Below are 24,858 nucleotides of genomic sequence, written 5' to 3' on the forward strand. Positions count from 1 at the left end.
GCACCCCTCTTCCCTTCTCTGAAGCAGAGGACTCAGAAGCGGTCCACCGGCGTGTAGGTGCCCCACACGCCGCGCAGCGCGTCGCACACCTCGCCCACCGTCGCGCGAGCGGCCAGCGCCTCCTTCATCGGGTACAGCACGTTGTCCGTCCCCTCCGCCGACTTGCGCAGCGACGTGAGCGCACGGTCCACCGCCGACGAGTCCCGGTCGGAGCGCAGGCGCTTGAGCCGCTCGGCCTGCTGCGCCTCGATCGCCGGGTCGACCCGGAGCGGCTCGTAGGGCTCCTCCGCCTCCAGCTGGAAGCGGTTGACGCCGACCACGGTCCGCACGCCGGAGTCCTGCTCCTGCTGGATGCGGTACGCGGTGCGCTCGATCTCGCCCTTCTGGTAGCCCTGCTCGATCGCCGCGACCGCGCCGCCCATGTCCTCCACCTTGGCCATCAACTCCAGCGCGGCGGCCTCCAGTTCGTCCGTCATCGCCTCGACCACGTAGGAGCCGGCGAACGGGTCCACGGTGGCGGTGACGTCGGTCTCGAAGGCGAGCACCTGCTGGGTGCGCAGCGCGAGCCGCGCGGACTTCTCGGTGGGGAGTGCGATCGCCTCGTCGAAGGAGTTGGTGTGCAGCGACTGCGTCCCGCCGAGGACGGCGGCGAGCGCCTGCACGGAGACCCGGACCAGGTTGACCTCGGGCTGCTGGGCGGTCAGCTGGACGCCGGCGGTCTGGGTGTGGAAGCGCAGCATCTGCGACTTGGGGTTCTTCGCGCCGAACTCCTCCTTCATGACGCGGGCCCAGATCCGGCGCGCGGCACGGAACTTGGCGACCTCCTCCAGCAGGGTGGTGCGGGAGACGAAGAAGAAGGAGAGCCGGGGTGCGAAGTCGTCGACGTCCATGCCGGCGGCGACCGCGGTGCGCACGTACTCGATGCCGTTGGCGAGGGTGAAGGCGATCTCCTGCGCGGGGTTCGCCCCGGCCTCGGCCATGTGGTAGCCGGAGATGGAGATGGTGTTCCACTTGGGGATCTCGGCCCGGCAGTACTGGAAGACGTCGGCGATCAGCCGCAGGCTCGGCTTGGGCGGGAAGATGTAGGTGCCGCGGGCGATGTACTCCTTGAGCACGTCGTTCTGGATGGTGCCGGTCAGCCTGTTCGACGGCACGCCCTGGGCCTCGCCGACCAACTGGTAGAGCAGCAGCAGCAGCGAGCCGGGCGCGTTGATGGTCATCGAGGTGGAGACCTCGCCCAGCGGGATGCCGCCGAACAGCACGCTCATGTCCTCGACGCTGTCGACGGCGACGCCGACCTTGCCGACCTCGCCGGAGGAGATCGCCGCGTCCGAGTCGTACCCCATCTGGGTCGGCAGGTCGAAGGCGACGGACAGGCCCATGGTGCCGTTGGCGATCAGCTGCTTGTAGCGGGCGTTGGACTCGGCGGCGGTGCCGAAGCCCGCGTACTGGCGCATCGTCCACGGCTTGCCGGTGTACATGGTCGGGTACACGCCGCGGGTGAACGGGTACTGGCCGGGGGTGCCGAGCCGGCTCGCGGCGTCGAAGCCGGCCAGGGTCTCGGGGCCGTACACCGGCTCGATCGGCAGGCCCGACTCGGTGCGGCGGGGCTCGGCTGCCATGGGTGTCCTCCGCGGAAGATAAGGAAAAGGAAGGGGTGACGCCGCTCGACGTCGCGGCTGGATACGCAATGTAGCCGCGCCCCTCACGGGCAGACAGATGCCACGGCTGGGAGCTTGCTCACAACACCCGCGAACCGTTCCTTGGGATGATCGCTCGCACCGAACACCGGTCCGAGACACTAGGAGTGCGACATGAGCGAGCAGAAGGTGGCCGTGGTCACCGGCGCCAGCAGCGGCATCGGGGCGGCGACCGCCCGACGGCTGGCCGAGGACGGCTTCCAGGTGGTGCTGACCGCCCGCCGCACCGGGCGGATCGAGGCGCTGGCGAAGGAGATCGGCGGTCGCGCGTTCACCCTGGACGTCACCGACCGGGCCGCGGTGGACGCGTTCGCCGCCGAGGTCGGCCGGGTGGACGTGCTGGTGAACAACGCGGGCGGCGCGCTCGGCGCGGACAGCGTCGAGGCGGGCGACCCGGCGGACTGGCGCACCATGTACGAGGTCAACGTGCTCGGCGTGCTGCACCTGACCCAGGCGCTGCTGCCCGCGCTGCGCGCCACCGGGGACGGCACCGTGCTGATCATGTCCTCGACGGCGGCGCTGGCCGCGTACGAGGGCGGCGGCGGGTACGTGGCGGCCAAGCACGCCGTCCACTCGGTGGCGCAGACCCTCCGCCTCGAACTGGTGGGCGAGCCGATCCGGGTGATCGAGATCGCCCCCGGCATGGTGAAGTCCGAGGGCTTCGCGTTGACCCGGTTCCGCGGCGACCAGGAGAAGGCGGACGCGGTGTACACGGGCGTCGCCGAGCCGCTCACCTCCGAGGACATCGCCGACACCGTCTCCTGGACGGTGACCCGTCCGGCGCACGTCAACGTCGACCTGCTGGTGGTCCGGCCCCGGGCGCAGGCCGCCAACCACAAGGTGCACCGGACCGGCTGACCGGCACCCGTGTGAACGGCAACGGCGGCGGGTCACAACTTGATAGCTCGATCGGATGAATTCGGCCCGCCGCCTCCCCAACTGATGAACCCTCAACTACCGTGGAGGCGCTGCCCCGCCGAGCCGTTCCGGCCCCCGCGGGCGGCACTGCCACACCCTCTCTGTCTCTGCAGCATCCCCCCTTCCCGCCCTCACGAGGAGGATCCGCTGGCCAGCGACATCCCGCCGCAGCGTCTCGACGTGCGGACGGACCCGTCCCTGCTGGGACTGCACCGGTTCAACGAGGCCGACTCCGGCGCGGTGGAGGAGGCCCTGCTCGCCTGTTGCGGCAGCCACCGCTGGGCGCTGCGCCTGACCGCCCACCGCCCCTACCCCGACATCGGCTCGCTGCTCGCGGCCGCCAGCGAGGCCAGCTACGACCTGCGCCCGGCGGACCTCGCGGAGGCGCTGGCCGACGAGAGCTGGATGCCGCAGCCGCTGCTCGGCATGCGCGCCCCCGGCAGCCAGGCGGCGCACACCGCGCTGCGGGCCGCGCACGCCGCGTACGAGGCGCGGTTCGGGCATGTCTTCGTGGTCTGCCTGGACGGGGTCGACCCGGAGGAGATGCTGGACGCGGTGCTGACCTCGATCCGCACCCGGCTGGCCAACGACCCCGACGAGGAACGGCTGATCTCCGCCGAGGAGTTGCGCCGCATCGCGCTGACCCGCCTGGAGCACCTGGTGGCCGTCCGGGCCTGACCGGACGGCCCCGCGCCGCGGCGCGACGCCCCGGGCACGGAGCGTCAAAGTTCCCGTTCCGATTAGCCCGTGCGTGCCTGATTGATCACACCAGGGGCCCCCGACGACGGCGGAGCTCGGCGCGTCGATAGGATGCTCGCGGCCGGTGGACCGTATCCGGCCGGGCTGACCGACAGAAAGCCGGCCGAGCCCCCAATCCGCTTCCGGAGGGTTTTCCGTGCCGGCTGGAACGCTGTACCGCGGCCGGGAAGGCATGTGGAGCTGGGTGGCTCACCGAGTCACCGGCGTCCTGATCTTCTTCTTCCTGTTCGCACATGTCCTGGACACCGCCCTGGTGCGGGTGTCGCCCGAGGCCTACGACTCGGTGATCGCCACCTACAAGGTGTGGATCGTGAACCTGATGGAGTACGGCCTGGTGGCCGCCATCCTGTTCCACGCCCTGAACGGCCTTCGGGTCGTGGCGGTCGACTTCTGGGCCAAGGGCCCGAAGTACCAGAAGCAGATGCTGTGGTCCGTCGTCGGCATCTGGATCGTCCTGATGGGCGGCGCCTTCTACCCCGTTCTGCAGCACACCCTTCGCACCTGGTTCGGGGGCTGATCCGGCATGTCCACTGACACCAAGGACCTGGTGGTCCCCTCGCTCCAGGCCCACACCGGCCAGGGCCTGGGCACCGGCAACCCGGCCGACGCCTTCGTGGTGGAGCCCGCCCGGGCCCGCACGAAGAAGACCCCGCGCCGCACCCGCACCAACTTCGAGATGCTCGCCTGGCTGTTCATGCGCCTGTCGGGTGTCGTCCTGGTGGTGCTGGTCCTCGGCCACCTGCTGATCAACCTGATGCTGGACGGCGGCGTCTCGAAGATCAGCTTCGCCTTCGTGGCGGGCCGCTGGGCCTCGCCGTTCTGGCAGATGTGGGACCTGCTGATGCTGTGGCTGGCGATGCTGCACGGCTCGAACGGCATGCGCACCGTCATCAACGACTACGCGGAGAAGGACGCCACTCGTCTGTGGCTGAAGGGTCTCCTCGGTGTCGCGACCGTCTTCACGGTCGTCCTCGGCACCCTGGTGATCTTCACCTTCGACCCGAACATCTGACGAGCCACCAGAGGCGACTGACCCCATGCAGATTCACCAGTACGACACCGTCATCGTCGGCGCCGGCGGCGCCGGCATGCGCGCGGCCATCGAGTCGACGCAGCGCAGCCGCACCGCGGTGCTGACCAAGCTCTACCCGACCCGGTCGCACACCGGCGCGGCGCAGGGCGGCATGTGTGCCGCGCTCGCCAACGTCGAGGAGGACAACTGGGAGTGGCACACCTTCGACACGGTCAAGGGCGGTGACTACCTGGTCGACCAGGACGCCGCCGAGATCATGTGCAAGGAGGCCATCGACGCGGTCCTCGACCTCGAGAAGATGGGCCTGCCCTTCTCCCGCACCGACCAGGGCCGGATCGACCAGCGCCGCTTCGGCGGCCACTCCCGCAACCACGGCGAGGCCCCGGTCCGCCGGTCCTGCTACGCCGCGGACCGCACCGGCCACATGATCCTGCAGACGCTGTTCCAGAACTGCGTCAAGCACGGTGTGGAGTTCTTCAACGAGTTCTACGTCCTCGACCTGCTGATCAACGAGGGCAAGACCGCCGGCGTGGTGGCCTACGAGCTCGCCACCGGCGAGATCCACGTCTTCCAGGCCAAGGCCGTGGTGTTCGCCTCCGGCGGCACCGGCAAGATGTTCAAGGTCACCTCGAACGCGCACACCCTGACCGGCGACGGCCAGGCCGTGGCGCTGCGCCGCGGCCTGCCGCTGGAGGACATGGAGTTCTTCCAGTTCCACCCGACGGGCATCTGGCGGATGGGCATCCTGCTCACCGAGGGCGCCCGCGGCGAGGGCGGCATCCTGCGCAACAAGGACGGCGAGCGCTTCATGGAGCGCTACGCCCCCGTCATGAAGGACCTCGCGTCCCGTGACGTGTGCTCCCGCGCGATCTACTCGGAGATCCGGGCCGGCCGCGGCTGCGGCCCCGAGGGCGACCACGTCTACCTGGACCTGACGCACCTCCCGCCGGAGCAGCTGGACGCCAAGCTGCCGGACATCACCGAGTTCGCGCGCACCTACCTCGGCATCGAGCCCTACACGGACCCGATCCCGATCCAGCCCACCGCGCACTACGCGATGGGCGGCATCCCGACCAACGTCGAGGGTGAGGTCCTGAGCAACAACACCGACGTCGTTCCCGGCCTGTACGCCGCGGGCGAGGTCGCGTGCGTGTCGGTGCACGGCGCCAACCGCCTGGGCACCAACTCGCTGCTGGACATCAACGTGTTCGGCCGCCGCGCGGGCATCGCCGCCGCCGCGTACGCCGACAACCACGACTTCGTCGAGCTGCCGGAGAACCCGGGCGCGCTGGTCGAGGCCCTGGTCGAGGGCCTGCGGGAGTCCACCGGCACCGAGTCGGTCGCGCAGATCCGCAAGGAGCTGCAGGAGTCGATGGACACCAACGTGTCCGTCTACCGCACCGGCAAGACCCTGCAGCAGGCCGTCGAGGACGTCACCGCGCTCAAGGAGCGCTTCAAGAACGTCTCGATCCAGGACAAGGGCTCGCGCTACAACACCGACCTGCTGGAGGCCATCGAGCTGGGCAACCTGCTCGACCTGGCCGAGGTGCTGGTCGTCTCGGCGCTGGCCCGCGAGGAGTCCCGCGGCGGTCACTACCGCGAGGACTTCCCGACCCGTGACGACGTGAAGTTCATGCAGCACACCATGGCGTACCGCGAGGTGGCCGAGGACGGTTCCACCTCCATCCGCCTCGACTACAAGCCGGTCGTGCAGACCCGCTACCAGCCGATGGAGCGTAAGTACTGATGTCCACTCCGACCGTCGAGAAGCACTCGGCCGCGCTGGACGCGGTCGAGGCGGGCAGCACCAAGCTGATCAACGTCACCTTCCGGATCCGCCGGTTCAACCCGGAGGAGCACCCGGACCCGGTGTGGGTGGACTACCAGCTGGAGATGGACCCGAAGGAGCGCGTCCTGGACGCGCTCAACAAGATCAAGTGGGAGCAGGACGGCACCCTCACGTACCGCCGTTCCTGCGCGCACGGCATCTGCGGCTCGGACGCCATGCGGATCAACGGCCGCAACCGGCTGGCGTGCAAGACCCTGATCAAGGACGTCAACCCGGAGAAGCCGATCACGGTCGAGGCCATCAAGGGCCTCGCGGTCCTCAAGGACCTGATCGTCGACATGGACCCGTTCTTCCAGGCGTACAAGGACGTCATGCCGTTCCTGATCACCTCGGGGAACGAGCCGACCCGCGAGCGTCTGCAGTCGCAGGCCGACCGCGAGCGCTTCGACGACACCACCAAGTGCATCCTGTGCGCCGCGTGCACCTCGTCGTGCCCGGTGTTCTGGAACGACGGCCAGTACTTCGGCCCGGCGGCGATCGTCAACGCGCACCGCTTCATCTTCGACTCCCGCGACGAGGGCGCCGAGCAGCGCCTGGAGGTCCTCAACGACCGTGAGGGCGTGTGGCGTTGCCGCACCACCTTCAACTGCTCGGAGGCCTGCCCGCGTGGCATCGAGGTCACCAAGGCGATCCAGGAGGTGAAGCGCGCGCTCGTCACGCGTCGCTTCTAGTCCTTCGACCGCGAGGGCCCGTCCGGGAGGTTTCCGGGCGGGCCCTTCGGCGTGCGCCTCAGGGCGCGCGTCGAACGGTGGCCAGGGTGAGCAGCAGCGGGCCGAGGAACAGCGCCACCGCCATGGTCCGGTAGTCCTGCCCGGCGGCGGACGCGGTCAGCGCCAGCTGGGTGCCGAGGACGGCCGCGCCGGCCACCGGGACGAGGGCGGGCAGCCGGTGCCGCCAGGCGTACAGCAGGGCCGCCGCCAGCCCCAGGTACGCCCACAGGGCGCCGCGCCACAGCAGCCAGTCCAGCTGCGGGGCGCGCAGCAGGGTGCGGCTCCAGGCGGCGGCGGAGTGCAGCGGACGCAGCAGGCCGTGCGAGGACGGGGACGCCTCCGGCACCTCGGTGGCCGCGTGCGGGCCCGAGTCGGCGGCCCACACGCTCCAGGCAAGGCGGCCGCGGCAGAGCCGGGCGTCCAGCACCCGGTCCGGGTGGTCGCGCAGCAACTTCCGCCAGGCGGCGGCGAGTTCGGGCTGCTCGCGGCCGGCCGCGGCGGCGTCCCAGCGGTCGGTGAGGGCGGTGGTCGCCGAGCAGTCCGCGCCGGCCGCGTCCCAGTCGGCGGCCGGGGCGACGGCCGTCAGCGCGGCGGCCGGGCGGCCCGGGTCGCGGTGCTCGGCGCGCGCCAGGTCGGCGGCGCGCAGCGGGTGCAGGTCGCCGGGGCGGGCCGCCGGGTGGCCGAGCAGCGCCAGGGCGATCGGCACGGCCAGCGCGAGCGCGGTGAGCAGCGCGATCCGGCCGCGCGCCCTGGGCAGCGCCGGCAGCAGGACGAGAGCCGCGATCAGCGCGGTGCCCGCGCCCCGGGGTCCGGTCAGCGCCAGCAGCACGACGGCCGAGAACAGCACCGCCAGGTCCAGCCGCTGCGCCGGTCCGCCCCGGTGCAGCGTTCCCTCCGCCCGCCGGGCGAGCAGCCGCAGGCCCGCCGCAGTGAGCAGCAACGCCCCTGCGGTGGACGGCACTTCGGGACTGAGCGAAACCACCAGGCTGCCGGTCGGCGGCAGCGCGGCCAGCGCCACCGCCACCGGCCCCGACCAGCGGCCGCGCACCCCGAACCGGGCCAGCGCGGCCACCAGGTGCCCCAGCGCGAACGCCACCACCACGGTCTGCGCCAGCGTCACCCCCGCCGGGTGCAGCGCCCGCACGGCGGCGTCGTACAGCGGCGCACCGCTCACCCCGCCCCCGGTGAACGCCGGATACCCGGCCGCCCACCACAGCAGCAGCACCGCCTGACAGGCCGCCGCCACCGCGAACGGCAGCCGCAGCCGGGACTTCGCACGCCGGTGCCGGCGCTCCCGCTCCTGGCGCTGCGCCCACTCGGGGCGGGCCTCGCCGAGGGTGGTGCCAGTGCTCATGCCGAGTCTCCCCGTCCCCTGCCCCGGCCCTCGCCGACCGGCGCCCGCACGGATGCGTGCCGGGCAGGCTAGCAGCCGGATTCGGCCACCTCCAGAGGTCCGGACACGCCGAGGGTCCGCTCCGGCCGCGGCCGGAGCGGACCCTGACGGTTCATCGGGCGAGGACGCCCAGGTCCCTCGGGTTGCCGACGCCCCCGGACGTCACCGGATGCCCCTCGGCGGTGACTTCGGTTCGGCCTGCCCGTCGCCGTCCAGGCCGCCGGAGCTGCCCGGGGTCGGGTGCTCGGCGACCGGGGAAGGCGCCGGTGACGGCGGCGTTCGCCGGGCCGGCGGGGCCGGAGAAGTCGTAGCCGCGGTCGGCGAGTTTCGGGCACGGCGTGCGCGCGGAGGCGCCGGCGGACTGCTCACGGGACCACGGTGCGAGGCTGCCGTGGACGCCGGGGCCGATCAGGTCGTAGCCGCTCCACGGGCCGGCGGGACGAACCTGCCGGCTGTGGCCGGGGCCCGGCCGGGCCGGCGGTCGAGGCCCGGACCTCGCCGACGGGGTCGGCCACGACGGTGGCACCGACGGCCTTCGTCCCGTTGGCGTCCCACAGCCCGAAACGGGCGGCGGGCGGCGTCGGTCCCGGGTCGCTGCCGGTGAGCCGGCCGGGAGGGCGCGGGCGACCGATCGACCGACCGGCCGCGTGTCCCGGCCGCGTGTCCCGGACGCCCGGAGATCCGTGCCGAAGGGCGTCTCGGTGCTACTCCGCGACGGCGGGCTTGCGCAGGGCGCGCAGGCCGCGGACGCCGATCCAGCCGATGGCGAGGCCGAGGACGAGGGAGGTGATGGCGAGCAGCAGGTGGATCCAGAAGAAGGCGGTCGGCTGCGAGTGGTCGCCGTTGACGAAGGCCTGGCCGCCGGAGTCCTTCCAGAGGTTCTTCACGAACGTCGTCCAGATGAAGATCGACCAGACGCCGAAGGCGGTGAGGAACCAGGAGACCGGGCGGCTGAGCTTCATGACGGGTCCTTCGCGGCAGACGGGTGGCCCGTCCAGTATGCGCGGCCCGCCGAACGGAGCAGTGGGCGGTACTCGTTCGTGGCGTAGGGCGGCGGCTTCGACGGCCGGGCGGCGGGGCGCGGGTTAGCTTCCGGGAATGCAGACAGTCCGCCGGATCGTCCTGGGTTCGTCCGCTGCCGCCCTGGTGCTGTTCCCGGGCGGCCCGCCGGGCACCGCCGCGGCGGTGCCCGGCGACCCCCCGCCGCCCGCCGTGGTGGGCGGCGACCGGCTGGGCGCGGCGGGCGTGCAGGTCGCGCCCGGCCCGGGGGCGCCGCCGCTGCCGTCCGGCCTGACCGGGAAGTCGTGGATGGTGGCGGACGCGGGCACCGGCGAGGTGCTGGCCGCGTTCAACGCGCACGCGCAGCTGCCGCCCGCGTCCACCCTGAAGATGCTGTTCGCGGACACCGTGCTGCCCCGGTTCCCGGCCGACGAGGTGCACCGGGTCGGCTGGTCGGAGCTCCAGGGCATGGGCGTGGGCAGCAGCCTGGTCGGCATCAAGGAGGACTTGGACTACAAGGTCGAGGACCTGTGGCGCGGGGTGTTCCTGTCCTCCGGCAACGACGCGGTGCACGTGCTGGCGAGCATGAACGGCGGGGTGGAGAAGACGGTCGCCGACATGCAGGCCCGCGCGAACCAGTTGCAGGCCCACGACACCCACGTGGTCTCCCCGGACGGCTACGACATGGACGGGCAGGTCACCTCCGCCTACGACCTGACCCTGTTCGCCCGGGCGGGCCTGCGCAACGACGAGTTCCGCGAGTACTGCGGCACCCGCTGGGCGCAGTTCCCCGGGGCGGTCGACAAGTACGGGCAGCGCGGCAGCTTCGGCATCGCCAACACCGACCGGCTGCTGGGCAAGTACCCCGGCCTGATCGGCGTGAAGAACGGTTACACCACCAACGCGGGCGCGACCTACACGGGCGCCGCCGTCCAGGACGGCCGCACCGTGCTGGTGACGGTGATGCACCCGGCGAGCAGCCCGCGGGTCTACGACGAGGCGGCGTCCCTGCTCGACTGGGGCTTCGCCGCGGTCGGCAAGGTCACCCCGGTGGGCACCCTGGTCGACGACCGGGCCCCGGCCGGGACACCGACCGCCCAGCCGGCCGCCGAGGCCCCGTCCGGGCCGGCCGCCACCCCGTCCCCGCAGCAGCCCGTCGTCCGTCCCCAGCCGGTACGCGCGAGCCACGCGGCGGCGGACGGCCCGGACGCGGCGACCTGGTCCGCGGTCGGCCTCTGCGCGGCGGTGGCCGCGATCGGCCTGCTCAGGCTGCGCGCCCTGCGGCTCCGGTCGGCACGGCCCCAGGGGCGGGAAGGCGGCCCCACCCGCCCCTGATGTCAGGCCCGCTCGCGCCGCAGGCGTCGCACCGCGCGGGCGGCGATCGGCGGCAGGACGCCGAGGGCCAGGCGGCGGGCGAGCGAGCGGCGGGCCGGGGCCGAAGTCGCGGCCGGGCCGCCCCCGCGCTCGGACGGGCCGTCCCAGGCGAGGCGGTGGCAGGTCTGTCCGGCGAGGTGTTCCTCGTCGAGCCGGAAGCCCTCGCCGCGCCAGTCGCGGGCGAGCAGGTCGGCGCGGACCGCGTCCGGGTCGCCCCAGGTGCCGTAGAACTTCTCGGGGGTGAGCAGGACCGGCTTCAGCCCGAGGGTGAACACCGCCTCCCAGACCGCGGCGGACACGCCGGGGGTGTGCGGGGCGCGGTAGTCGTCGAGGGCGACGACGCCGTTCCCGGCGAGCGCGTCGCGGGCCACCTGGATGTCGCCGACGACGTGCTCGTACAGGTGCGAGGCGTCGATGTGGACGAAGCGGCAGCTGTCGGCGGGGATCCGGCCGTCGGCGAGCACCGAGGTGGGGTCCTGGACGATCACCGGCAGTTCGGCGTGGAAGGCCAGGTAGTTGGTCTCGAAGGCGCGCCGGGTGAGGGTGGCGCGATAGGACATCGTCATCTCGGCGGAGTTCTCGCCGTCGGGCGCGTCCGCGTCGAACAGGTCGCAGACGGTGAACGTCTCGCCGGGGCGCAGGTGGTCGCCGAGCAGGATCGCCGAGCGGCCCAGGTAGGCGCCCAGTTCCAGCAGGTCTCCGGTGACGCCGGCGGCGCTCTGCCGGGTGAGCAGCCAGCCGAAGACCTCCCGGTCGACGCGGAAGAACCAGCCGGGGACGTCGTCGGGGGTGGCGGGGACGGGTGGCGCGGCGGAGGTGTCGGTGGCGGACACGCGGTCTCCAGGGGGAGGCGGCCGGGCGGGGGAACGCCGGCAGAGGGGTCGACCGGAGGTCGATATGCACCGGTCTGGGGTGTGACGCGGATCATAGATCAGTCGTCCGGATGCTGGACAGCGGGTGAACCGGGAGTTTCGTCGGCGGCGGCGAGCGCGGCCTCGGCCTGCCGGACGGCGCGCCGGCGGGCCGCCTCCGGGTCGGCCAGTGCCGTCCAGGCCGCGCAGTACATCAGCAGTCGGGACACGAAGTTGATCCACAGCAGCAGCGCGACGGGCACCCCGAACGCCCCGTACACGCTGCGGCCGGCGACCGAGCCCAGGTAGGAGGAGAGCGCCAGTTTGAGCAGCTCGAAGCCGACCGCCCCGATCAGCGCGCCCTGGAGCAGGGCGCCGCGGTGCGGGGCGACGATCCGGGGGAACGGGCCGAGCAGGTAGAGGAAGAGCAGCAGGTCGGCGCCGACCGCGATGAGGAAGCCGAGTCCGGACAGCAGCCAGCGGCCGGCCCCGCCGTCCAGGCCCAGCCAGTCGGCGAGCCGGCGGGCGAGGGTGGTGGCGACGGCGGACGCGGCCAGCGAGGCGAGGCAGACCAGGCCCAGGCCGAACAGCACCGCGCAGTCCCGGATTTTCACCTGAAAGAAGTTCCCGCCGCGGTCGGGCAGCCGCCACACGGTGCGCACCGCGCCGCGCATGGTGTCCACCCAGCCGAGGCCGGAGACCAGCAGCAGGGCGCCGGAGACCAGTCCGACGGTGCCGGCGTGGGCGACCATCGCGTTCAGGTCGAGCGCGTCGGACAGGCCGGGCAGCTGCTCGGCGATGCTCGTCTGGAGCTGGTGCACCCGGGAGTCGGAGAGCGCGGCCAGGGCGATCGCCAGGGCCACGGTGAGCAGCGGGAACAGCGCCAGGAATCCGAAGAAGGTGACCGCCCCGGCCAGCCGGTTGCCCCGCACGTCCGCGAACAGCCGGTACACCAGGTACGGGCGGCTGCGCAGCGCCCGGGCCACCAGTGGTCCGATCAGCGGCAGCCCGGTGAGGAAGTCCATCCTTCGCTGTATACCGGGCGGGTCGTCCCGCGCCCGGGTGACGCGCCGCCGGCCGGACGGCTCCGCGAGAAGACCCGGGGGCGGCGCGGCGGCAAGGCCCGGGGGCGGCGCGGCGGCAAGGCCCGGGGGCGGCTCCGCGGCAGCGCCCGGGGCCCGCTCAGCGGCGGACGGCGCGGCGGGCCCTGGACAGCATCCGCAGGCTCTGGAAGCCCAGGTAGCTGCCGCGGCCGAGCAGTTCGCCGCGCATGCCCTCCCGTCCGGCGGGCGGCCGGTAGTCGGCCGGGCGGTGCCGGGAGCAGTGCTCGGCGGCGCGGCGGAAGAACTCGCGGCGGTCGGCGGCCGGGACGCGTCCGGGCTTGGTGACGACGGTGGCGAGGTGGCCGAGCATCATCCGGTAGATGACGGGCCGCCAGCGGTCCAGTTCGGGGCGGGCGTCGACGAAGGCGAACACCCGGTCGTACTGCTCGAAGACGTCGAAGTGCTTGCGGGAGGCGGTGGCCAGGATGTTGCCGCCCTCGCGGCGCTGCCGGTAGTGCACGCCGACCTGGTCGAGCAGGGTGATGGACCCGGCGGCGAGCAGTGCCGGGTAGGTCCAGGGGGTGTCCTCGTAGTACCCGGGCGGGAAGGTCAGGCCCTGCTGCCGGACGAATTCGCGGCGGTAGGCCTTGTTCCACACCACCTGGAGCAGGTCGAGCAGGTCGCGGCGCTCGTCCAGGGTGAAGGCGTCCGCGCCGGGCCGGGCGAACACCGGGGCGGAGGCGGAGCGCACCACCCGGCCGTCCCAGTAGCTGCGGGCGTAGTCGTACACCAGCAGGTCGGGGTCGCCGGTGGCGCGCAGCCGGGCGTCGGCGGCGGCCAGCAGGTCGGGGGTGAAGGTGTCGTCGCTGTCGAGGAACAGCAGGTAGTCGCCGGTGGCGAGTTCCATGCCGGCGTTGCGGGCGAGGCCCAGGCCGACGTTCTCCGCGAGGTGGCGGACCGTCACCCGGCTGTCGCGGGCGGCGGCCTCGTCGAGGATCGCGCCGCTGCCGTCGGGCGAGCAGTCGTCGACGGCGATCAGTTCGAAATCGGTGAAGCTCTGATCGAGGACGGACTCCAGGCAGGCGGGGAGGTACTCCTCGACGGCGTGCACGGGCACGATCACGCTGAACCGCGGCATCTCTTCACTCTCCTGAGCTGGCCTGGCCAGGCGCAGACTAGCAAGCCCGAAGCGTTAGAATCGCGGCTGGTGCCGGTCCTGGTTCGACACACTTGCCGGGCTCCCGGCCGAACTCCTGAGGAAAGGCACTGCGTTCCCGATGGCCCCGCGTCTGTCCGTCGTCGTCCCGATCTACAACGTCGAACGCTATCTGGAGGAGTGCCTCGACTCCATCGCCGCGCAGACCTTCGACGACTTCGAGTGCGTCATGGTCGACGACGGCTCGAAGGATTCAAGTGCCGCCATCGCCGCGGACTACGCCGCGAAGGATTCGCGCTTCCGGCTGGTCCAGCAGGTGAACAAAGGCCTGGGGGCGGCCCGCAACACCGGCTACCGACACATCTCCGAGGGCAGCGAGTTCCTCGCGTTCGTCGACAGTGACGACACCCTGCCGCCGTCCGCGTACGAGCTGATGATCAGCACGCTGGAGGAGACCGGCTCCGACTTCTGCACCGGCAACGTGCTGCGTTTCCGCGCCGTCGGCCACTACCAGTCGGGCGGCCACCGCAAGCCGTTCGCGGCGACCCGGCTGCGCACCCACATCACCGAGCTCCCGGCGCTGGTCACCGACCGCACCGCGTGGAACAAGGTGTACCGCCGCTCGTTCTTCGACCAGGCGGGCGTGCTGTACCCCGAGGGCATCCTGTACGAGGACGCCCCGGTCAGCGTGCCGCACCACTACCTGGCCCGCCGGGTCGACGTGCTCGCCGAGCCGATCTACCACTGGCGCGAGCGGGAGGTCGGCGAGATGTCGATCACCCAGATGAAGACCAACCCGAAGGGCGTCATCGACCGGGTCAAGTCGATGGAGCTGGTCCGCGACTGGCTGCGCAACCAGAGCGACCCGAAGTTCCGCACGTACCTGCGCTCCTACGACGAGAACAACCTCGTCGAGGAGATCCCGATGTTCTTCGGCTCGGTGCTGGAGGGCGACCCGGCGTACAACGCCGCCTACCTGGAGTCGGCCGGCCGCCTGCTGCGCGCCATCGGCCCCGAGCAGGTCCGCAAGCTGCGCGCCCCGCTGCGGCTCAAGTACCACCTGACCCTCGAGGGCCGGCTGGAGGAGCTGATCGAGCAGCTGCTGTTCGAGAAGGACAGCAACGGCGCCGCCCCGGCCCGCGGCCTGTTCCGCCCGTACGCCGACTACCCGTTCCTGCGCGGCGGCCGCAAGAGCGTCCCGGCGGACGTGCTGCGGCTGAGCAACGCCCTGGTGATGCGCTCCCGGCTGTACGACGCCCGCTGGCAGGACGGCAAGCTCCAGCTGACCGGGCACGCCTTCCCGGAGCACCTGGGCGCCGAGAACAAGCACGACATGGTCAAGGCGCTGGTCCTGCGCGAGGCCAAGGGCCGCCGTGTGGTGGCGGTGCAGACCCGGGCCGAGTTCAGCCCCGAGGCCACCGCCAGCTCCCCGCACGACATGTACAGCTGCGACTGGGCGGGCTTCTCCGCCGCCATCGACCCGCAGCGGCTCAAGCACCGCGGCGAGTGGAAGGACGGCTCCTGGCGGGTGCTGGTGGCCGGCGTCGGCAAGGGCGGCGTGTACAAGGGCCGGGTGTCGACCGGCTGGCACGACCGCGCCGAGAGCGCGCCCGTGCACTGGGTCGAGGACGACGTCCGGGTGGTGCCCTGGCAGCGCGACGGCCACCTGCTGCTGCGGGTGGAGCGGGTGCGTGCCCGCGCCGTGTCGGCGACCGCCGAGAACGGCACCGTCGAGCTGCGCGGCCTGGTCCGCTCCGGCAGCGACCTGGCCGGCGCGGAGCTGCGTCTGAAGCACGCCGAGTCCGACCGCGAGGTGTTCGCGCCGCTGGAGCTGGGCGTCCCGTCCGGCCGCGACGTGCCGTTCACCGCGCGGGTCCGGGTCGCCGAGCTGACCGCCGTCCGGGAGGCCTGGGACGCCCTCGACCCGGCCGCCGAGGAGCGCACCCGCGACCGCTGGGACCTGAAGCTCAAGCTCTCCGACGGCTCCGCGCTGCCGCTCGTGCTGGACGACCGCGCCGCCCCGGTCGAGCTGCACCTGCCGCTCGCCGACGGCGCCCGCGCGCTGTACGCCAAGCCCTCCCCCAGCGGCTACCTGCAGCTGTGCGACCAGGTGCTGCAGCCGGTCGTCGAGGAGATCGCCCGGGCCAAGGACGGCGAGGGCTTCGTGCTCAGCGGCTCCTACCCGCTGCCCGGCACCCACCACTACGAGCTGGTGATCCGGCACGGCAAGCGCCACGAGGAGCACGCCTTCCCGGTGGAGATCGCCGACGGCCGGTTCCGGGCCGCGCTGCCCGCCGTGCCGACCGCGTCGTTCGCCGGCCGGGTCCCGCTGCACAAGGGCACCTGGACGGTGCTGTTCCGCCCGGTCGGCGCCGCCGCCGACAGCGCCTGGCCGGCCGCGGCGCTCGCCCCGTCCACCTTCGACACGCTGCCGCTGGAGGTGGCCGCCCGCGGCAAGACCGTCGCGCTGGAGCGCCGCCAGTTCGACAGCCTGTCGCTGGAGTCCTGGGACCCGCTGACCCCGGCCGAGCGCAGCGGCTTCCGCCAGCGGCAGCTGCGCCGCTCGTTCGCCGAGCTGCAGCGCCGCCCGCTCACCGACAGCGTGCTCTACCACACCGTCCGCGAGGACTGGTGGGCCGCCGACGGCGGCCTGTACAACGACTCGCCGCGGGCCGTGCACGAGGAGCTGGTCGGCCGCGGCCTGCCGCTGCGCCACCTGTGGACCTCGGTCGACCTGCAGGCCGACCTGCCGCAGACCGCCGAGTGCGTCCGGCACCGCTCCCCCGAGTGGTACGAGGCGCTGGCCACCGCCAAGTACATCGTCACCTCCACCCACCTGCCGACGTACTTCCGCCGCCGCCCCGGCCAGGTCGTGCTGCAGACCTGGCAGGGCACCCCGCTGAAGCGGATCGGCACCGACTTCGAGAAGGTCTGGTTCACCGACTCCGGCTACCTGGAGCACCTCAAGAAGGAGGTGCCGCAGTGGAGCATGCTGGTGGCGGGCGGCCGCTGGGCCGCGCCGGTGCTGCGCCGTGCCTTCGGCTTCGAGGGGAAGGTGCTGGAGAGCGGCTACCCGCGCAACGACCTGCTGTTCGCCGCCGACCGGGAGAAGACCGCCGAGCGGGTCCGCGAGCAGCTGGGCCTGCCCGAGGGCAAGCAGGTGGTGCTGTACGCGCCGACCTTCCGCGAGGACCGGCGGCTGCCCGACGGCGGCTACCAGCTCAACCTGCAGCTCGACCTGGAGGCGGCCCGCGCCGCCCTCGGCGAGGACCAGGTCCTGCTGGTGCGCGGCCACGAGGTGGTCCGGGCGCGGATCCCCGAGGCCGGCAACGGCTACGTGTGGGACGTCAGCACCTACCCCGACATGGCGGAGCTGCTGCTGGTCGCGGACGTCCTGGTGACCGACTACTCCGCCGCGGTGTTCGATTTCATGAACACCGGCCGCCCGGTGCTGTTCTTCACCTACGACCTGGAGCACTACCGCGACAACCTGCGCGGCTTCAGCCTCGACCTGGCCGCCCAGGCCCCGGGCCCGCTGCTGGCCACCTCGGCCGAGGTGGTCGCCGCGCTCGGCGACCTGCCGCAGGTCACCGCCGAATACGCCGACAAGTACGCGGCGTTCCGCGAGGCGTACTGCGATCTGGACGACGGCAAGGCCGCCGTTCGGGTGACGGACGCGCTGCTCGCCGAAGGTGAATAGCAGTCAGTAATCCGCTGGTCAAGGCCGGGTCGATTCCCTCAATTCCCAGGAAACTCAGCATATTCCCAGGGTTGAGGAAATTGACTTCGGCAGTTTCCTTGGATGTCATATCGGCGTGCCGCGCCTCCCCCTTTTCCCCAGCCGACTCCACCGTGCCCGGACCACCTCCGATGCCGAGGCCCGGGCCGGGCTGCGGCGGGCGGTCTGGGAAGGGGGGGTGCTCACGCTGCTCGGCGAAGGCCGGATCGACGGGGAGCCGGGCGACCGCCCCGGCGCCACCCGGGTCGAGCTCCGGCTGACCCCGCCGAACGGTCGGCGGCCGATCCCGCTGCAGACCTCCCCGCGCTACCTGCCGGAGGCCACCGACGACAGCGGGCAGGACCGGCACAGCCTCGACTGGACCGGCTTCACCGCGCTGCTCGACCCCGCCCTGCTCCAGCTGCGCGGCCAGTGGCAGCCCGGCAGGTGGCGGATCAGCGCCGTGGTCGGCGCCGGCGCCCACCAGGTCGAGACGCCGCTCACCGCGTACTGGTGCGGCAGCGGCGAGTACCCGCCCGCGCACTGGGTCGCCGACGGCGTCCTGTTCGTCCTGCACTTCCACGAGGACTCGCTGCACCTGACCGTCAGCCTGGACCGGGCCGCCGTCACCGAACTGACCTGCACCGACACCGGATTCCGGCTCGGCGGCGGCGCCCCCGACCGGGCCGTCGGCAGCACCCTGACGCTGCACCACCGGGAGACCGGCGCCACCGTCGACTGCGCCACCGACTGGGACGGCGCCTCCTTCACCGCGCTCGTCCCCGCCGACCGCTGCCGGCCGGGCGGGCACTGGGAACCCGCCCTGATCGGCGCCGACGGCCGGTCCCACGAGCTGCTGCTGAACTGCCCGCCCGGCGGCCGCCGCCAGCTCCCGCTCGCCGACGGGCAGGTGCTGTACGCCAAGCAGCTCGCCGACCAGCACCTCCAGTTCTGCGTCCAGGACCCCGAGCCGCTGATCGACGCCGTGATCCCCACCCAGGCCGGCTTCGAACTCCGCGGCGAACTCCCGCACTTCGCGGACCGCCCGGTCGACCTCGTGCTGCGGCACGGCGGCGACGGCCGGGAACGCCGGCTGCCCGCCCAGGTCGGCCCCGACGGCCGCTTCCACGCGGAGCTCGCCCTCGAACCGGCCGCCTCCGACGGCCGGCCCCGCCCGCTCGCCAAGGGCATCTGGGAACCCACCCTGCGCCCCGCCGACGAGCCCGGCCACGACGGCCTCCCGATGCGCCTGCACCCGGACGTCCTGCCCGCGCTGCCCACCACCGCGCACGCCGGGCCCAAGGCGTTCCAGCTCCAGCACCGCTGGCACGACACCCTGATCGTGGACAGCAAGCCGGTGCTGGCCGCCGTCGAGCGCAGCGCGCACCGCCAGCTGCGGCTGCGCACCGAGACCTACCCGGCGGCCCGCCGCCGGCCGCTGCGCGACGCCGTGCTGTACGACGTGTTCGGCGGCCGCAGCTACTCGTGCAACCCGCGCGCCGTCCACGAGGAACTGGTCCGCCGCGGCCTGCCGCTGGAACACCTGTGGGTGGTCGAGGACGGCCAGGAGCAGCCCCCGCCGGGCGCCGTCGCCGTCCGCCAGTGGAGCCCCGAGTGGTACGAGGCGCTGGCGACCAGCCGCTACCTGGTCGGCAACACGCACTTCCCGGAGTTCCTGCACCGCCGCGAGGGCCAGGTGGTCGTCCAGCTGTGGCACGGCACGCCGCTGAAGCGGATCGCCCGCCAGGTGGAGAGCGACTGGCTGGCCAACGACGGCTACCTGGAACGGCTGGCCGACGAGGTGCGGCAGTGGAACCTGCTGCTGTCGCCCAGCCCGTTCGCCACCCCGATCCTCGCCGACTCCTTCGACTACCGGGGCGAGATGCTGGAGGCCGGGTACCCCCGCAACGACCGGCTGGTGCGGGACGACCCGGCGGAGGCCGCCCGGATCCGCGCCCGGCTGGGCATCCCGGAGGGCCGCAAGGTGGTGCTGTACGCCCCGACCTGGCGGGACGACCAGCGCGACGGCGACCGCTACCGGCTGGACCTGCACCTGGACGTCGAGCAGGCCCGTGCGGCGCTCGGCGAGGACCACGTGCTGCTGCTGCGTCCGCACGTCCACGTCGGCGGCCGGATGCCCGACGACGCGTTCGTCCGGGACGTCTCCGACCACCCGGACGTCGCCGATCTGATGCTGATCGCCGACGTGCTGGTCACCGACTACTCGTCGCTGATGTTCGACTTCGCGGTGACCGGCCGGCCGATGCTGTTCTTCACCTACGACCTGGAGCACTACCGCACCCGGCTGCGCGGCTTCACGTTCGACTTCGAGGCGCACGCCCCGGGCCCGCTGCTCTCCGACTCCGCCGACCTGGTCGCCGCGCTGCGGGACTTCGATCCGGCGCCGCACGCGGAGCGCTACCGGGCGTTCCGGGAGCGGTTCTGCCCGCTGGACGACGGCGGGGCGGCCGCCCGGGTGGTCGACCGGATGCTGGCGATGGCCGAGGAGCACCCAGCGGACCCTCGGTGAATTCCCAGGAAACTCCCGGCCGGTGACGCGGACGACGTGCCCGGCCCGGCCGGCGGGCACCGCCGGGCGGCCGCTCGGCCCCGCTCAGGCGCGGGCGAATCCGTAGCTGCGCCAGGGCCGCCACACGGCGTCGGCGCCGAACGTCGAGAGCACGAACTCGGTGACCTCGAACACCGCGCGGAAGCCCCGGGCCTGCTCGTGGGCCGCGTCCAGCACGGGGTCGGGCAGGCCGTGGGCGACGGTGACGTGCGGGTGGTAGGGGAAGGCGAGTTCGCGGGCCAGCGGGCCGGAGCGGACTTCGGCCTCCAGCTCGCGGCACTCCTGCATGCCCTCCTCGACCCGGACGAACACCACCGGCGACACCGGGCGGAAGGTCCCGCTGCCCTGGAGCAGCATCCGGAACGGGCGGCGGGCGGCGGCCACCGCCCGCAGGTGCTCCTCGATGCCGGGCAGCAGCGCGGCCCGGGTCTCGGTGGGCGGCAGCAGCGTGACGTGGGTCGGTATCGACCGGGCCTGCGGGTCGCCGTGGCCGGCCCGGGCGTCCTGCACCTGGCTGCCGTACGGTTCCGGGACGTGTATGGACACGCCGATGGTGACGGCCTCGTCGAGACCGTCGCCATCGGGGGCGGCAGCCGTCGGCATCAGCGCTTCGGCGCCAGGAAGCCGACGCGGTCGTACACCTCGGCGAGCGTCTCGGACGCCACCGCGCGGGCCTTCTCGGCGCCGAGCGCGAGCACCCGGTCCAGCTCGGCCGGGTCGTCCAGGTAGCCCTGGACGCGGGTCTGGAACGGGGTGACCCAGTCGGTGAACAGGTCGGCCAGTTCGGTCTTCAGGGCGCCGTACATCTTGCCGTCGAAGTGCGCGACCAGCTGCTCGACGCTCATCCCGCTGAGCGCGGAGTGGATCCGCAGCAGGTTGGAGACGCCGGGCTTGTTCGCCTCGTCGTAGGTGACGACGGTGTCGGTGTCGGTGACGGCGCTCTTGAACTTCTTGGCGCTGGTCTTCGGCGCGTCGAGCAGGCTGATCAGGCCCTTGTCGCTGGACGCGGACTTGCTCATCTTCGCCGACGGGTCCTGCAGGTCCTGGATCTTGGCGGTGGCCTTCAGGATGTACGGCTCGGGGACGGTGAAGGTCTTGCCGTAGCGGGCGTTGAAGCGCTCCGCGAGGTCGCGGGTGAGCTCCAGGTGCTGGCGCTGGTCCTCGCCGACCGGGACGGTCTGGGTCTGGTAGAGCAGGACGTCGGCGACCATCAGCACGGGGTAGGTGAACAGGCCGACGGTGGTGCGGTCGGCGCCCTGCTTGAGGGACTTGTCCTTGAACTGCGTCATCCGGGAGGCCTCGCCGAAGCCGGTGAGGCAGTTCATCACCCAGGCCAGCTGCGCGTGCTCGGGCACCTGGGACTGCACGAACAGGGTGCAGCGCTCCGGGTCGAGACCGGCGCCGAGGAGCTGGGCGACGGAGACCCGGGTGTTCTGCCGCAGCGTCGCCGGGTCCTGCTCGACGGTGATCGCGTGCAGGTCGACGACCATGTAGAAGGCGTCGTTGGCCTCCTGCATGTCGACCCACTGGCGCACCGCGCCGAGGTAGTTGCCCAGGTGGAAGGAGCCTGAGGTGGGCTGGATGCCGGAGAGCACCCGGGGACGGTCCTTCACCGGACCGGTGACCGCTGCGTTGACCATGGGGCCATTGTTCCAGTTCCCCGGGCCGCTCAGGAAACGTCCGGCGCACCCGGGTTCGGCAGTGTGACGGCACTCACCCGCAGCCGTTCGATCCGGCGCCCGTCGAGCCGGGCCACGGTGAGCCGGGCGCCGGACTCGGTGAGCACCTGGTCGCCCTTCTCCGGGAGCCGGCCGAGTTCGCGCACCACGAAGCCGGCGACGGTCTCGTACGGGCCCTCGGGCAGCGTGAAGCCGGTCTCCTCGGCGAAGTCGGCGAGGTTCAGCAGGCCGTCGAGTTCGACGCCGCCGCCGGCCAGCCGCCGGGTCGCGGTGGTGTCCTGCGCGTCGTACTCGTCGCGGATCTCGCCGATCACCTCCTCGACCAGGTCCTCCAGCGTGACGATGCCCGCGGTGCCGCCGTACTCGTCGACCACGATGGCCAGGTGGTGGCCCTCGCGCCGCATCTCGCTCATCGCCTCCAGCACCCGCTTGGTGGCGGGCAGCAGCTTGACGGGGCGGGCCAGGTCGCGGACCCGGGCGGCCTGCTCGCCGCGCACCCCGTACAGGTCGCGGACGTGCACGAAGCCGGTGACGGCGTCGTAGGAGCCCTCCACCACGGGGTAGCGGGAGTGCGGCGAGGAGTCGGTCTCGGAGCGGACCTCGCGCACCAGCCGGTCGGCGTCCAGGAACGTCACCTCGGTGCGCGGCACCATCACCTCGCGCAGCTGGCGCTCCCCGGCCGCGAACACCTCGTTGATCAACTCGCGCTCGTCGGAACCGAGTTCGGTGCTGGCGGCGACCAGACCGCGGAGCTCCTCGGGGCTCATCGCACCCCGCCCGGCGGACGGGTCGCCGCCCAGCAGACGCACCATCAGGTTGGTCGAGTGGCCCAGCAGCCAAATCACCGGGCGCAGCGCCACCGACATCACGTCCACCACCGGCGCGGCCAGCAGGGCGATCGACTCGGCCCGTTGCAGGCCGATCCGCTTGGGCGTCAACTCGCCCAGCACCAGCGAAGCGTAGGAGATCACCAGGGTCAGGCCGACCAGCGCCACCGCGTCCGCGACCCCGTCCGACAGCCCGGCCCGGACGAACACCGGGGCGAGTTTGCCGGCCAGCGTGTCGGCGCCGAACGCCGCCGACAGGAAGCCCATGCACGTCACTCCGACCTGCACGGCGGCCAGGAACCGGTTCGGGTCGGCCGCCAGGTGCGCCGCCCGGGCGGCCCGCCGCGAGCCCGCCGACTCCAGGGTGCGGATCTGCCCCTCGCGCAGCGAGATCAGCGCGATCTCGGCGACGTTGAACAGACCGCCCAGCATGATGAACACCAGGACGAGTGCGGCGTCCTGCAGGGTTTCGCTCACGGCCCGAGTGTAGGAGAACGGCCGGGCGCCCCGTGGGCACCCGGCCGTTCACACGCTGCGGAGCGGCGCTCAGATGAGCCCGAGCTCCTTGACCGCGTCGCGCTCCTCGGCGAGCTCCTGGACGGAGGCGTCGATCCGGGCGCGGTCGAACTCGGAGAGGTCCAGGCCCTGGACGATCTCGAACTTGCCGTCCTTGGTGGTGACCGGGAACGAGGAGATCAGGCCCTCCGGCACGCCGTACGAGCCGTCGGAGACGATGCCCATCGAGGTCCAGTCGCCGGCCGGGGTGCCGTTGACCCAGGTGTGGACGTGGTCGATGGCGGCGTTCGCGGCCGAGGCGGCCGAGGACGCGCCGCGGACCTCGATGATCTCGGCGCCGCGCTTGGCGACCTTCGGGATGAAGAAGTCCTGGACCCAGGCCTGGTCGGCGCCGACGGCGTCGAACGCGGCCTTGCCGGCGATCTCGGCGTGGAACAGGTCCGGGTACTGGGAAGCGGAGTGGTTGCCCCAGATGGTGACCTTCTTGACGTCCTCGACCGTCACGCCGGCCTTCTTCGCCAGCTGGGCGACGGCGCGGTTGTGGTCCAGGCGGGTCATCGCGGTGAAGCGCTCGGCCGGCACGTCCGGGGCGTTGCGCTGGGCGATCAGGGCGTTGGTGTTGGCCGGGTTGCCGACCACCAGGACCTTGATGTCGTCCGCGGCGTTGTCGTTGATCGCCTTGCCCTGGGGGCCGAAGATGCCGCCGTTGGCGGACAGCAGGTCGGCACGCTCCATGCCCGCGGTGCGCGGACGGGCGCCGACCAGCAGGGCCACGTTGGCGCCGTCGAACGCCACGTTCGCCTGGTCGGTGATGGTGATGTCGCGCAGCAGCGGGAACGCGCAGTCGTCCAGCTCCATCGCGACACCCTCGGCGGCCTTCACGCCCTGCGGGATCTCCAGCAGGCGCAGGTTCACCGGCACGTCGGCACCCAGCAGGTGACCGGAGGCGATGCGGAAGAGCAGCGCGTAGCCGATCTGGCCGGCCGCTCCGGTAACGGTGACGTTGACGGGGGTGCGAGTCATATCTACCTTCTCCAGCAAATCGCCAGGCGCCCCAGGCACATCGGCGCACTGGAGCCGAGGATGATCTCTCGATGTCGAGAGACCCGAAACAGGCTATCGCGAACGCGGACGAGCGCGACAACAGGGGGCGCGGGCGGGTCCGAACCCGGGGGCGCGTGGAACTGCGCGAAGCGGAAGGCGCCACGTCCGCAAGATCGCGACGCAGGACAGTGACCTGCACGTGATCGCGACCTTGCGGACGTGACGTGCGCTTGTCGCGCAGTTCTCCCCCAGCCCCGGCGGGCCGGGAGGTGCCCCCACGCGCCCCTGTCTTCGCGCCCACCCGCTCTCGCGCAAGCCCCTAGTGCATCGGGTGTCCGATCAGCCGCCCGATGTTGTCGAGGACCGGGACGTTCAGCCACGGGTTGGGCTGCGCCACCAGGGTGAGCAGCACGATCACCCCGCCGAGGACGAACATCAGGGTGACGTCCGTGAACCGGCTGCGGACGGCGAGCAGGCCGACGTCGGGCAGTCCGAGTCGCAGCAGGGCGCCGAGCAGCGGTGCGACGCCGACGGCGAGCAGGCCGAGCCGGAAGTTCCCGGCCCAGGTGACCAGCAGGCCGAGGGCGGCGACGGCGAGCACCAGGGTGATGGGCCACTGCCGCAGCGGGAGGGTGTGGCCGCGGCCGAGTGCCGCCGCGGAACCCTCCGGGGGCAGGGTGCCCTCGGTGGTGACGGGTCGGCGGCGGGCGCGCTTCATGA

Annotated in this window: 20 protein-coding genes; 9 read left to right on the plus strand and 11 right to left on the minus strand. The window is 72.5% G+C overall.

Going from position 1 to position 24,858, the window contains the following annotated elements:
• Positions 1–32: 32 nt before the first annotated feature.
• Positions 33–1,622, minus strand: a complete 1,590-nt coding sequence (locus tag ACIQF6_RS05040; protein WP_400890290.1) for a methylmalonyl-CoA mutase — start codon at positions 1,620–1,622, stop codon at positions 33–35.
• A 192-nt stretch (positions 1,623–1,814) separates the two neighbouring features.
• Between ACIQF6_RS05040 and ACIQF6_RS05045 the strand changes: the two genes are divergently transcribed.
• The 6 genes from ACIQF6_RS05045 to ACIQF6_RS05070 all read left to right on the plus strand — a co-directional run bounded on the left by ACIQF6_RS05045 (position 1,815) and on the right by ACIQF6_RS05070 (position 6,930).
• Positions 1,815–2,558: an SDR family oxidoreductase gene (locus ACIQF6_RS05045; RefSeq protein ID WP_400890292.1), complete on the plus strand. Its 744-nt coding sequence runs from the start codon at positions 1,815–1,817 to the stop codon at positions 2,556–2,558.
• Positions 2,559–2,798: 240 nt separating this feature from the next.
• Positions 2,799–3,296, plus strand: a complete 498-nt coding sequence (locus tag ACIQF6_RS05050; protein WP_400890294.1) for a 2-oxo-4-hydroxy-4-carboxy-5-ureidoimidazoline decarboxylase — start codon at positions 2,799–2,801, stop codon at positions 3,294–3,296.
• 217 nt (positions 3,297–3,513) lie between these two features.
• Positions 3,514–3,894, plus strand: a complete 381-nt coding sequence (gene sdhC / locus ACIQF6_RS05055; RefSeq protein ID WP_400890296.1) for a succinate dehydrogenase, cytochrome b556 subunit — start codon at positions 3,514–3,516, stop codon at positions 3,892–3,894.
• A gap of 6 nt (positions 3,895–3,900) precedes the next feature.
• Positions 3,901–4,389 (plus strand): succinate dehydrogenase, hydrophobic membrane anchor protein, encoded by a 489-nt coding sequence (gene sdhD, locus ACIQF6_RS05060; RefSeq protein ID WP_400890298.1) that lies wholly within the window; start codon positions 3,901–3,903, stop codon positions 4,387–4,389.
• Positions 4,390–4,414: 25 nt separating this feature from the next.
• Positions 4,415–6,157 (plus strand): succinate dehydrogenase flavoprotein subunit, encoded by a 1,743-nt coding sequence (sdhA, locus tag ACIQF6_RS05065; protein ID WP_400890300.1) that lies wholly within the window; start codon positions 4,415–4,417, stop codon positions 6,155–6,157.
• Positions 6,157–6,930, plus strand: a complete 774-nt coding sequence (locus ACIQF6_RS05070) for a succinate dehydrogenase iron-sulfur subunit (RefSeq protein ID WP_043914358.1) — start codon at positions 6,157–6,159, stop codon at positions 6,928–6,930. Before sdhA ends, ACIQF6_RS05070 begins: the two co-directional genes overlap by 1 nt.
• Positions 6,931–6,988: 58 nt before the next feature.
• On the opposite strand, the gene ACIQF6_RS05075 is transcribed toward ACIQF6_RS05070, so the two are convergent.
• On the minus strand, positions 6,989–8,323 hold the full coding sequence (locus ACIQF6_RS05075; RefSeq protein WP_400890303.1) for a hypothetical protein: 1,335 nt from the start codon (positions 8,321–8,323) through the stop codon (positions 6,989–6,991).
• Positions 8,324–9,066: 743 nt separating this feature from the next.
• Positions 9,067–9,324 carry an SCO4848 family membrane protein gene (locus ACIQF6_RS05080; protein ID WP_400890305.1) on the minus strand — a complete coding sequence of 86 codons (258 nt, stop codon included), beginning with the start codon at positions 9,322–9,324 and terminating at the stop codon, positions 9,067–9,069.
• Positions 9,325–9,460: 136 nt separating this feature from the next.
• Between ACIQF6_RS05080 and ACIQF6_RS05085 the strand changes: the two genes are divergently transcribed.
• Positions 9,461–10,696: a D-alanyl-D-alanine carboxypeptidase gene (locus ACIQF6_RS05085; protein WP_400890307.1), complete on the plus strand. Its 1,236-nt coding sequence runs from the start codon at positions 9,461–9,463 to the stop codon at positions 10,694–10,696.
• A gap of 2 nt (positions 10,697–10,698) precedes the next feature.
• Here the strand turns inward: ACIQF6_RS05085 and ACIQF6_RS05090 are convergent, their stop codons facing one another.
• The 3 genes from ACIQF6_RS05090 to ACIQF6_RS05100 all read right to left on the minus strand — a co-directional run bounded on the left by ACIQF6_RS05090 (position 10,699) and on the right by ACIQF6_RS05100 (position 13,767).
• The gene (locus tag ACIQF6_RS05090; RefSeq protein WP_400890309.1) at positions 10,699–11,568 is read right to left on the minus strand and encodes a class I SAM-dependent methyltransferase; all 870 of its coding nucleotides are present in this window, start codon (positions 11,566–11,568) and stop codon (positions 10,699–10,701) included.
• 98 nt (positions 11,569–11,666) lie between these two features.
• Complete coding sequence (locus tag ACIQF6_RS05095; RefSeq protein ID WP_400890311.1) at positions 11,667–12,611, minus strand: YihY/virulence factor BrkB family protein; 945 nt, start codon at positions 12,609–12,611, stop codon at positions 11,667–11,669.
• Between the two features lie 157 nt (positions 12,612–12,768).
• Complete coding sequence (locus tag ACIQF6_RS05100; RefSeq protein WP_400890313.1) at positions 12,769–13,767, minus strand: glycosyltransferase family 2 protein; 999 nt, start codon at positions 13,765–13,767, stop codon at positions 12,769–12,771.
• A 139-nt stretch (positions 13,768–13,906) separates the two neighbouring features.
• Between ACIQF6_RS05100 and ACIQF6_RS05105 the strand changes: the two genes are divergently transcribed.
• Positions 13,907–17,485, plus strand: coding sequence for a CDP-glycerol glycerophosphotransferase family protein (locus ACIQF6_RS05105; RefSeq protein WP_400890315.1), 3,579 nt, complete (start codon positions 13,907–13,909; stop codon positions 17,483–17,485).
• 217 nt (positions 17,486–17,702) lie between these two features.
• Positions 17,703–20,033: a CDP-glycerol glycerophosphotransferase family protein gene (locus tag ACIQF6_RS05110; protein WP_400890317.1), complete on the plus strand. Its 2,331-nt coding sequence runs from the start codon at positions 17,703–17,705 to the stop codon at positions 20,031–20,033.
• An 84-nt stretch (positions 20,034–20,117) separates the two neighbouring features.
• Here ACIQF6_RS05110 and ACIQF6_RS05115 read toward each other — a convergent pair whose 3' ends face one another.
• From ACIQF6_RS05115 to ACIQF6_RS05135, 5 genes are all read right to left on the minus strand, one after another.
• Positions 20,118–20,675, minus strand: a complete 558-nt coding sequence (locus ACIQF6_RS05115; protein WP_400890319.1) for a 2'-5' RNA ligase family protein — start codon at positions 20,673–20,675, stop codon at positions 20,118–20,120.
• Complete coding sequence (trpS, locus tag ACIQF6_RS05120) at positions 20,675–21,712, minus strand: tryptophan--tRNA ligase (protein WP_400890321.1); 1,038 nt, start codon at positions 21,710–21,712, stop codon at positions 20,675–20,677. Before trpS ends, ACIQF6_RS05115 begins: the two co-directional genes overlap by 1 nt.
• A 29-nt stretch (positions 21,713–21,741) precedes the next feature.
• Positions 21,742–23,055: a hemolysin family protein gene (locus ACIQF6_RS05125; RefSeq protein WP_400890323.1), complete on the minus strand. Its 1,314-nt coding sequence runs from the start codon at positions 23,053–23,055 to the stop codon at positions 21,742–21,744.
• A 69-nt stretch (positions 23,056–23,124) separates the two neighbouring features.
• Complete coding sequence (locus ACIQF6_RS05130) at positions 23,125–24,117, minus strand: malate dehydrogenase (RefSeq protein WP_400890325.1); 993 nt, start codon at positions 24,115–24,117, stop codon at positions 23,125–23,127.
• 340 nt (positions 24,118–24,457) lie between these two features.
• Positions 24,458–24,856: a DUF3017 domain-containing protein gene (locus ACIQF6_RS05135; RefSeq protein ID WP_400890327.1), complete on the minus strand. Its 399-nt coding sequence runs from the start codon at positions 24,854–24,856 to the stop codon at positions 24,458–24,460.
• Positions 24,857–24,858 lie beyond the last annotated feature (2 nt).

Origin of the sequence: Kitasatospora sp. NPDC092948 (assembly GCF_044754805.1) — a bacterium.
GTDB lineage: Bacteria > Actinomycetota > Actinomycetes > Streptomycetales > Streptomycetaceae > Kitasatospora.

Bases quoted from the DNA above. Each gene is read 5' to 3' on its own strand.
- ACIQF6_RS05040 (WP_400890290.1), bottom strand. From the start codon at position 1,622: ATGGCAGCCGAGCCCCGCCGCACCGAGTCGGGCCTGCCGATCGAGCCG.
- ACIQF6_RS05045 (WP_400890292.1), top strand. From the start codon at position 1,815: ATGAGCGAGCAGAAGGTGGCCGTGGTCACCGGCGCCAGCAGCGGCATC.
- sdhD (WP_400890298.1), top strand. From the start codon at position 3,901: ATGTCCACTGACACCAAGGACCTGGTGGTCCCCTCGCTCCAGGCCCAC.
- sdhA (WP_400890300.1), top strand. From the start codon at position 4,415: ATGCAGATTCACCAGTACGACACCGTCATCGTCGGCGCCGGCGGCGCC.
- ACIQF6_RS05070 (WP_043914358.1), top strand. From the start codon at position 6,157: ATGTCCACTCCGACCGTCGAGAAGCACTCGGCCGCGCTGGACGCGGTC.
- ACIQF6_RS05075 (WP_400890303.1), bottom strand. From the start codon at position 8,323: ATGAGCACTGGCACCACCCTCGGCGAGGCCCGCCCCGAGTGGGCGCAG.
- ACIQF6_RS05080 (WP_400890305.1), bottom strand. From the start codon at position 9,324: ATGAAGCTCAGCCGCCCGGTCTCCTGGTTCCTCACCGCCTTCGGCGTC.
- ACIQF6_RS05085 (WP_400890307.1), top strand. From the start codon at position 9,461: ATGCAGACAGTCCGCCGGATCGTCCTGGGTTCGTCCGCTGCCGCCCTG.
- ACIQF6_RS05095 (WP_400890311.1), bottom strand. From the start codon at position 12,611: ATGGACTTCCTCACCGGGCTGCCGCTGATCGGACCACTGGTGGCCCGG.
- ACIQF6_RS05100 (WP_400890313.1), bottom strand. From the start codon at position 13,767: ATGCCGCGGTTCAGCGTGATCGTGCCCGTGCACGCCGTCGAGGAGTAC.
- ACIQF6_RS05105 (WP_400890315.1), top strand. From the start codon at position 13,907: ATGGCCCCGCGTCTGTCCGTCGTCGTCCCGATCTACAACGTCGAACGC.
- ACIQF6_RS05115 (WP_400890319.1), bottom strand. From the start codon at position 20,675: ATGCCGACGGCTGCCGCCCCCGATGGCGACGGTCTCGACGAGGCCGTC.
- trpS (WP_400890321.1), bottom strand. From the start codon at position 21,712: ATGGTCAACGCAGCGGTCACCGGTCCGGTGAAGGACCGTCCCCGGGTG.
- ACIQF6_RS05130 (WP_400890325.1), bottom strand. From the start codon at position 24,117: ATGACTCGCACCCCCGTCAACGTCACCGTTACCGGAGCGGCCGGCCAG.
- ACIQF6_RS05135 (WP_400890327.1), bottom strand. From the start codon at position 24,856: ATGAAGCGCGCCCGCCGCCGACCCGTCACCACCGAGGGCACCCTGCCC.